Source organism: Amycolatopsis sp. NPDC003731 (assembly GCF_053586895.1).
In genome coordinates this window covers 22150-30284 of record NZ_JBSFNC010000113.1, presented here as the reverse complement: position 1 = coordinate 30284, position 8135 = coordinate 22150, and the positions used below count along the sequence as shown (strand labels likewise).

General features: G+C 72.1%; 8 protein-coding genes. 4 read left to right on the top strand and 4 right to left on the bottom strand.

Translation table 11 applies throughout. The features are described 5' to 3' along the window. Positions 1–312 precede the first annotated feature (312 nt). Positions 313–1614, bottom strand: coding sequence for a hypothetical protein (locus ACWDN5_RS34225; protein WP_449679198.1), 1302 nt, complete (start codon positions 1612–1614; stop codon positions 313–315). 719 nt (positions 1615–2333) lie between these two features. Beyond that, positions 2334–3500 carry a pyridoxal phosphate-dependent aminotransferase gene (locus tag ACWDN5_RS34220; protein WP_449679197.1) on the bottom strand — a complete coding sequence of 389 codons (1167 nt, stop codon included), beginning with the start codon at positions 3498–3500 and terminating at the stop codon, positions 2334–2336. Between the two features lie 29 nt (positions 3501–3529). Here ACWDN5_RS34220 and ACWDN5_RS34215 point away from each other — a divergent pair, with 29 nt between their 5' ends. Beyond that, a complete protein-coding gene (locus tag ACWDN5_RS34215) occupies positions 3530–4828 on the top strand; it encodes a DUF445 domain-containing protein (RefSeq protein WP_449679196.1) in 1299 nt (432 codons plus the stop codon). A 214-nt stretch (positions 4829–5042) separates the two neighbouring features. Here the strand turns inward: ACWDN5_RS34215 and ACWDN5_RS34210 are convergent, their stop codons facing one another. After that, the gene (locus tag ACWDN5_RS34210; protein ID WP_449679195.1) at positions 5043–5504 is read right to left on the bottom strand and encodes a CGNR zinc finger domain-containing protein; all 462 of its coding nucleotides are present in this window, start codon (positions 5502–5504) and stop codon (positions 5043–5045) included. 83 nt (positions 5505–5587) lie between these two features. Here ACWDN5_RS34210 and ACWDN5_RS34205 point away from each other — a divergent pair, with 83 nt between their 5' ends. Genes ACWDN5_RS34205 through ACWDN5_RS34195 form a run of 3 tightly spaced genes read left to right on the top strand, consistent with a single transcriptional unit; the run spans position 5588 to position 6960 of the window. Further along, positions 5588–5956 (top strand): VOC family protein, encoded by a 369-nt coding sequence (locus ACWDN5_RS34205; RefSeq protein ID WP_449679194.1) that lies wholly within the window; start codon positions 5588–5590, stop codon positions 5954–5956. A 7-nt stretch (positions 5957–5963) separates the two neighbouring features. After that, the gene (locus tag ACWDN5_RS34200) at positions 5964–6347 is read left to right on the top strand and encodes a TFIIB-type zinc ribbon-containing protein (protein ID WP_310967971.1); all 384 of its coding nucleotides are present in this window, start codon (positions 5964–5966) and stop codon (positions 6345–6347) included. Position 6348: 1 nt separating this feature from the next. Next, positions 6349–6960, top strand: a complete 612-nt coding sequence (locus tag ACWDN5_RS34195) for an AAA family ATPase (protein ID WP_310967970.1) — start codon at positions 6349–6351, stop codon at positions 6958–6960. Here ACWDN5_RS34195 and ACWDN5_RS34190 read toward each other — a convergent pair. Next, the gene (locus tag ACWDN5_RS34190) at positions 6957–8102 is read right to left on the bottom strand and encodes a methyltransferase domain-containing protein (protein ID WP_449679193.1); all 1146 of its coding nucleotides are present in this window, start codon (positions 8100–8102) and stop codon (positions 6957–6959) included. The two genes, ACWDN5_RS34195 and ACWDN5_RS34190, sit on opposite strands and share 4 nt — an antisense overlap. Positions 8103–8135 lie beyond the last annotated feature (33 nt).

The window sequence follows — 8135 nt, the reverse complement described above, 5'->3', positions numbered from 1 at the left end:
CTAACAGCATTTTTTTATGTTGGTGTTGTTGATGACTGCGGTTTGTACTAGACCGGGGGCCCGGGGGGGCGGGCGCCCGCCCCCCCCCGGGACCGGGATCCGACCCGGCCGGGCGCGGTCGGCCGGTCGGAAAGTCTGTGGTTTCGCATGTTTCGCCCCTGGGGTACGTCGGACGCGCGTGCGGCGTCACGAGACGTGAAAGAGCCACGGATTGCTGGCTGGAGCAGGGGAAACGTCACGCCTCAACGGCGTACGGGCGCACCTTGACGATCTTGATTTGGGCGCACTTGTCCCCGGCTGCCCGGTCGGGGGTCAGTCGGGGGAGGTGGTGGGCAGGGCGGCTTCCCGGCCCGCGCCGTCGACCTCGTGGTCGCGGCTGGTGCCGATCAGCTTGAGCTGCGTGGTGGTGACGTCGTCGGTGTGGACGGCGAACGCGTGGCGGGCGCCGCCGGAGCCGTCGTGGCCCGGGGCCGCGGTGGGAGCCGGCGCGCTCGGGGCGGTGGTGCCGCCGGGCAGGCCGGGCGTGGAGTCGCCGCCGCCGGTGACGTGGGTACCGGAGTCGCGCGGCTGCTCGTGGACCGCCGGCAGCGAGCCGGCGTGCCGGACGACGACCAGGTGCACGGCCGAAGCCCGGGAGGTCTGCTGCTGGCCGGCCGTCGCGGAGGCCGCGGCGGGGACGGTCTCGACGACCGCGGCCGGTGCCTGGGTGACGACGGCCGTCACGCCGGGGACGACCGCGGTCACGCCGCCGGCGTTCGAGCTGCCGCCGAGCACGGGGTTCAGGAGGTCGTCCAAGGGCAGCAGCACCGGCGCGTCCGGGTGGCCCGCGGGCGGCTGGGTGAGCGGCGCGAGCACGGTGTGGGACAGCGTGTCGGTGACCGTGCCGAGGGTGTCCGTGACGGTGGTGAGCGTCCCGCCGACCACGTTCAGCACGCCGCCGACGAGCCCGCCGACCAGGCCACCGCCGGACGAGGTGGCCTCGGCCGGCGCGGCGGTGTCCTTTGTGGTCGTTCCGGTGACCGCCTTCAGGGTGCCGCCGACGAGGCCGAGCAGGTTCCCGCTGGAAGAGGTGGCCTTCGGTGCTTCGGAGCTTTCCGAGGACGCCGCCTTCCTGGTGGCCGCGGGCTCCTCGGCGGGCGAGGTGTCCGACGGCTCCGCCGTGGTGGCTGCCCCGGCGGAAGGGCTTTCCGGGTCGTCCTTTGTGGCCTCGGTCGCGGTGGGCGCTTCGGCCGGCTGCGTCTCGTCCGCCGCGGGCGGCTCGGCGGTGTCGGCCTTCGGCTGCGCCGAGCAGGTGCCGGCGCCGGTCTCGTGGTGGCTCTTGCGGTGACTGGCGTGCCAGAGCGGCTTCGCGGCATGGTCCACAGTGGAAACCAGGGGCGCCTCGGGGCACGCCGGGCGCTCGGCCGCCGAAGCGGTGCTGCCGGACAGCGCGGCGCCGAGCAGCCAGCCGGCCAGGGTCAGGCCGCCGGCGACCAGGATCTTGGCGGCGGGCCGCTGCAGCGACGCCGTCCACGGGCGCGGCGCGCGTACGCGCGCGTACGAGGCAACCGGATCACCCGCGGTGAGCGCAGGCCGAACGGGAGCGTCGCGGCGCGCGTCCGCCGTGCTGCTCACCGCCACCACCACCGTCCGCGCCTGAGGCTTCCGCGATTTCCGCTCGAGCCTGTTCTTGCTGGGGTCTTTCTCCGGTCAGGTCGCAGTTCCCCCGGGGCTGCACTCTTTCCAGCGCCGCTCGGGAGTCTTTCATCTCTCCCGCGTTCGATCCAGCCCGCAAGGCCGGGCGGCCCGGTCGGGCACCGCATCTGCCGCCGACAAGTTGATCACTCTCAGTGCCGTTCGGGTGCTCGCTTACGGCCATTCGGACGAGTTCTGCAATTTGCACATCTCGGCGTTGACCTGATGTTTCCACGATCCCGAACGCGCTTTGTGTCGAGTCGGTTCCGCTCGGTGCGCAACCGGCGGTTCCGGCCAAGTGACCGGAATTTGACCGGGATGTGGGACGGCCACTGGGCCGAACGGGTTCCGCGCGCGGCTTCACTTGCCCTGCCCCGAAAAGTGCGCGACCCGGACCGCCCCCGGATCCGGCTGCGGTCCGTGATCGCGAACTCCTCGCCGGGACGCCGCGCGGGGCGCCCGGTGCGGCGGGGGCGCGCCAGGCGGAGCCGCGCGTCGAGACCGTCACTGCGTCCATCGTGGACACAGGCGCCACCAACGCGGAGAGTGACGACCGTGAGCGGCAAGTGGTGGACCCGGCGGTTGGTCCGTCCGGGCTCCGCGGCCCGGCCGGGGTGTGCTCGCGCCGGAACGCCGTCTACTCAGCCGGACCGCGGTGATCAGACCAGTTTGCGCAATCGGGTGATGCCTTCGTCGATGACCTCGTTGCGCTTGCAGAACGCGAAACGCAGCAGGTGTTTCCACTCGTCCGGGTGATCGGTGAACACCTTCACCGGCACCGCGGCGACCCCGACCCGGGCCGGCAGTTCCCAGGCCAGGTCGGCGGCGTCGGTGAAGCCCAGCGGCCGCACGTCGACGCAGACGAAGTAGGTGCCCGCCGTCGGACGGACGGCGAACCCGGCGTCCGCGAGCCCGGCCGAAAGCCGGTCCCGCTTCTCCTGCAGCGACTCGCGCAGGCCCTCGACCCAGGGCAGCTCGTGGTCGAGCGCGTGCGCGACGGCCGGCTGGAGCGGCCCGCCGGACACGAAGGTCATGAACTGCTTTGCCGCCTTCACCGCCGCGACGAGCTCCGGCGTCGAGCAGACCCAGCCGATCTTCCAGCCGGTGCAGTTGAACGTCTTGCCGGCGCTGGAGATGCTCACCGTCCGCGGCCGCATGCCGGGCAGCGTGACCAGCGGGACGTGCTCGGAGTCGTCGAAGACGAGATGCTCGTAGACCTCGTCGCAGATCGCGATCAGGTCGTGCTCGACGCAGAGCGCGGCGAGCGCCTCCAGCTCGGCGCGGGTGAACACGGTGCCGGTCGGGTTGTGCGGCGAGTTCACCAGGATCGCCCTGGTCCGCGGCGTGACGGCGGCGCGCAGGCCGTCGAGGTCGAGGCCGAACCGGCCGTCGGGGCCTTCGACCAGGCCGACGACCCGGCGTTCGGCCCCCGCCATCGCGACCGCGGCGGCGTAGGAGTCGTAGTACGGCTCGATGACGATCACCTCGTCGCCGGGCTCGGTCAGGGCGAGCAGCGCCGCCGCGATGGCCTCGGTGGCGCCCGCGGTGACCAGGATCTCCGTGTCCGGGTCGTAGTCGGTGCCGTAGCGCTGCCGGTGCCGCGCGATCGCGGCCCGCAGCTCGGGCCGCCCGGGCCCCGGCGGGTACTGGTTGGCCCCGCCGAACAGCGCGTTCTTCGCCGCTTCGAGCATGCCGGCCGGTCCGTCGGTGTCCGGGAAGCCCTGGCCGAGGTTGACGGCGTCGTGCCGGACGGCCAGCGCCGTCATCTCGGCGAAGATGGTCGAAGTGAACGGCCGCAGCCGGGGGACGAGAGCAGGTTCGCGCACGATCAGCCATCCTCACGGACAATGGCGATGTGGAGCAACTGACCCCCGCGAAGGTGACGCCCGCCGACCCACCGGGCGGCGCGGCCGGTGAAGAGGAAAAGCGGCGCGCGCTGCGCAAGATGAAGCTGGTCGCGCTGTCGTTCCTGCTCGGTGCCACGCTCGTGTTCCTGCTGACCAGCTGGGCGCAGGCGAGCGGCTGGCCGGGCTGGGTCGGGTACGTGCGCGCCGCGGCCGAGGCGGGCATGGTCGGCGCGCTCGCCGACTGGTTCGCCGTCACCGCGCTGTTCCGGCACCCGCTCGGGCTGAAGATCCCGCACACGGCGATCATCCCGAACAAGAAGGACGCGCTGGGCAACAGCCTCGGCGACTTCGTCGGCTCGAACTTCCTGTCCGAGGAGGTCGTGCGCGACAAGCTCAAGCGCGTCGAGATCGCGCGGCGCCTCGGCGCGTGGCTGGCGCAGGAGGAGAACGCCGAGCGCGTGACGTCCGAGCTGGCCACGGTGGTCCGGGCGGCCGTGCGCGTCCTCCGGGACGAGGACGTCCAGGCGATCATGGAGCAGGCGGTCGCGCGGCGGATCATCGACAAGCCGTGGGGCCCGCCGCTGGGCAAGATCCTGCAGGGCGTGTTCGCCGACGGCGCGCACCACAAGCTCGTGGACCTGATGTGCGACCGCGCGTACGAGTGGGTCCGCGACAACCACACGACGATGCTGCGCGTGGTGTCGGACCGGGCGCCGAGCTGGTCGCCGAAGTTCGTCGACGAGATGCTCGCGGACAAGGTCTACGGCGAGGTCCTGTCCTTCGCCTGGGCGGTCAAGACCGACGTCAACCACCCGATGCGGCTGGCGCTGGACAAGTTCCTCGGCGAGTTCGCCCAGGACCTGCAGACCGACCCGGACGTGATGGCCCGCGCCGAGCAGGTGAAGGGCCAGATCGTGCACCACGAGGAGGTCCAGCGCCTGATCGGCTCGGCGTGGAGCACGGCGAAGGAGATGCTCCTGACCGCGGCCGAGGACCCGTCGAGCGAGCTGCGCCGCCGCGTCCGGCTCGGGCTGGTGTCGCTGGGGACCCGCCTGGTCTCCGACGACCAGCTGCGGTCGAAGGCCGACGGCTGGGTCGAGGGCGCCGCGGCGTACCTGGTGAAGAACTACTCACGGGAGATCACCACGATCATCACCGACACGGTCGAGCGATGGGACGCCGAGGAGACGTCCCGCAAGATCGAGCTCCAGGTGGGCCGCGACCTGCAGTTCATCCGGATCAACGGCACGGTGGTGGGCGCGCTCGCCGGCCTCGTCATCTACGCGGTCGCGGAGCTGCTGTTCTGACGGCCGAGTTCTATACCACACCCGGGGGACCTTCAAACCAGTTGTCCACAGGAAGCTGAGTTATCCCCCGGGTTATCCACAACTTTTCACGGTGATGGCCTAACGGCTGTCCACAACGTGTGGGGGCCGGGGCCTCGGGGGCGTGGATATGTGGTGCTTCGTCCCCAAGTTGTCCACAACCGTTCGAGTGTCCGCCGCTCGGATGAGGGCCCGCTCAGCCCGCCGCGGCGCGGGCGCGCCAGCCGCGCGCCTTCTCGCGGTTGCCGCAGACGCGCATCGAGCACCACGTGCGCGAGCGGTTGCGCGACTCGTCGTAGAACGCCCACAGGCACGTATCGGCCGGGCAGATCTTCAGCCGGATCCAGTCACCGCGGACGACCAGCCGGGCGCAGGCGACGAACACCGCGCCGACGACGTCGTCCGCGACCAGGGCCGGCCCCTCCGCGGTCAGCGAGATCCGGGTGCCGACGTCGACGCTGCCGCCCGGCAGCCGTGGGTCGCCGATCGCCGCGCGCAGGGCGTCGCGAGCCGCGCGGGCCTCGGCGGTCGGGTTGGCCGCCAGCCCGTGCCCGGCCGCCCACTCGCGCCACCGCTCGGGATCTTCGAGCAGGTCGGTGCCCTCTTCGACGTTGACCGTGTTGAGGAACTCCACCACGAGAGACGCGTCGGTGTGCACCTGCCGATTGTACGGCGGTTGCCTTCGGGTGTGCTAACCCACATAATCACTTCACTGGTTACTCACGATCGAAGGGAGCGATGATGAGTGCGGTACCGACGCTGGGCGTGGTGGCCCTCGACTGCCCGGACCCGGCGGCGCTGGCCGAGTTCTACCGCTCGGTGCTGGAGTGGGACGCGCCCGAAGTGGCCGAAGACGGGCACTGGGTGACGCTGCCCAACCCCGCGGGCGGCGCGGGCATCGCGTTCCAGCGGGTCCCCGACTACCGGCCGCCGGCCTGGCCGTCCGCGGAGAACCCGCAGCAGATGCACCTGGACCTGAACGTCACGGATCTGGAAGCGGCGCACGAGCGCGTGCTCGGGCTGGGCGCCAAGCTGCTCGACGACAACCCGAAGACGTTCCGCGTCTACGCCGATCCGGTCGGCCACCCGTTCTGCCTCTGCGCCTGCTGACGCGTTTTTGCGTAGGCTCTGCGGTGTGATTTGTCCGAAGTGTCAGAACCAGATGCGGACCGTCGACAAGAACGGCATCCACATCGACCAGTGCGACGGCTGCCGCGGGATCTTCCTGGACCGCGGTGAGCTCGAGGCGATCGTCGGTGCGGAGAGCTCGTTCTACGGCCAGCAGCCGCCGCCCTACCAGTCCGGTCCGGCGCCGACGGCGCACTACGGCCGTCCCGACTCGCCGCGGCCCTACCGCGGCGGCTACCCGGACTCGCCCAAGGCGTACCGCGGTGGTTACCCGGACTCGCCGCGGCCGCACCGCGGGGGCTACTCGGATTCGCCGCGGCCGTACGGGCACGGGCACCGCAAGCGCAGCTTCCTCGAGAACCTCTTCGACTGAGATGGGGCTCGACCTGCGGATCTGCCCGGCGTGCGGCGAGCGGGCAGACCGCCCGGTCGTCACGGACTCGATCGTCTCGTGCGCCAAGTGCGGGCACGAGTGGCCGTTCGAGAAGCTGCCGCTGTTCGCGCTGACCGGGCCGAGCGGCGCCGGGAAGTCGACGATGGGGCCGCTGCTGGCCGACCGGCTGGCCGGCGACGTCGTGGTGCTGGACCAGGACATCCTCTGGATCGGCGCGCTGCGCGACGACGTACTGGACTTCCGGTCGGTCTGGCTGCGGATGGCGGCGATGCTGCACCAGAACGGCCGCCCGGTCGTGCTGTGCGGGACGGTCGCGCCACCGGAGTTCGAGCCGCTGCCGGAGCGCGCGTTCTTCAGCGACATCCACTACCTGGCCCTGGTGGGGACGCCGTCGTCGTTGCGCGCCCGGCTGCGGGCGCGCCCGGCGTGGCGGGAGTGGGACGAGGAGCGGATCGACGAGATGCTGGAGTTCAACGACTGGCTGCGCAAGTCGGCGCCCGGACTCGGCGTCGACGTCTTCGACACCACGGACGTCTCCCGTGAGGCGACGGCCGACCACGTGGAGAAGTGGATCCGCGCGCGGCTGCCTTAGCCCAACGGCCAGGTGCGGCCGTCGGGGGAGTCGAGCCAGAACTCCTGGCGGTCGCCGGTCACCGTGACGCCGAACCGGTCGCGGTCCGGCTTGCCCAGCTCGCACCACTCGACGAAGGCCGCCTCGGCGAGCTCCCACAGCGCCCGCGGGCCGCCCTGGGCGACCTCGTTCGCGCCGCCGCGCTTGCGGTGGCGGACCCACGAGCCGTCCGGGTGGACCAGCGCGAGTCCCGATGCTTCCTCGCCGCCCTCGCGCACCGGGCGGACACCGGGCAGCGCCAGTCCCGCGAAGAATTCGAACTGCTGACGCGGCTGGAGCACGGTCGACAGCGGCAGCCGCGTCTGCTCCCAGTCGCCGCGCGAGGGCATCGGCAGCGGGCCCGTCTCGGGGAGCCGGTGCGCGCGCAGCGGCATGAACCGGCCGTCGCGCGCGAGGACGCGGCCCTGCGCGGTGCCGTCCTCGCCGGCGACCAGCCGGACCAGCCCGGCGCCGATGGGGCGGTTCAGCGTCGTCACGATCAGCCCGCCCGGCGCCGTCTGCGCCAGCCAGGCCGGCGGGATCGACGTCACCGCGGCGGTGCACAGCACCCGGTCGAAGATCGTGCCGGCCGGGAAGCCGAGCGCGCCGTCGCCCGCCGCGCACGCCGGGTGGTACCCCGCCGCGGCCAGCCGCTCGCGCGCCGTCTCGACGAGCACCGGGTCGATGTCCACTGTGGACACCCGACCGGCCCCGCAGCGGTGGCTCAGCAGCGCGGCGTTGTAGCCGGTGCCGGTGCCGATCTCGAGGACGCACTGCCCGTCGCGCACCCGCAGCTCCTCGAGCATGATCGCCATGATCGCGGGCATGCTCGACGAGCTCGTCGGCGTGCCCGCCACCGGGCCGTCGCGCCGGGCGACCTCCCAGCGGTCCGGGTCGTCGTCGAGCTGCGTCACCAGCACGTCGCGGGAGTAGACGGTCTCCAGCCAGCCCGGGTCGCCGCGGTCGACCGCCGCCCACAGCCCGCCCGCCGGGGCGAAGAACCGCGGCAGGAAGACGTGGCGGGGCACCGAGCGGAAGGCGGCGATCCACTCCGGCGCGTGCAGGACGTCCTCGTCGAGGAGGTGCTCGACGAGGCGTCGCCGCAGCCGGGCCGAGCGCGTCATGGGACCACGGTAGCGGTGAGCGTCACACCCGAA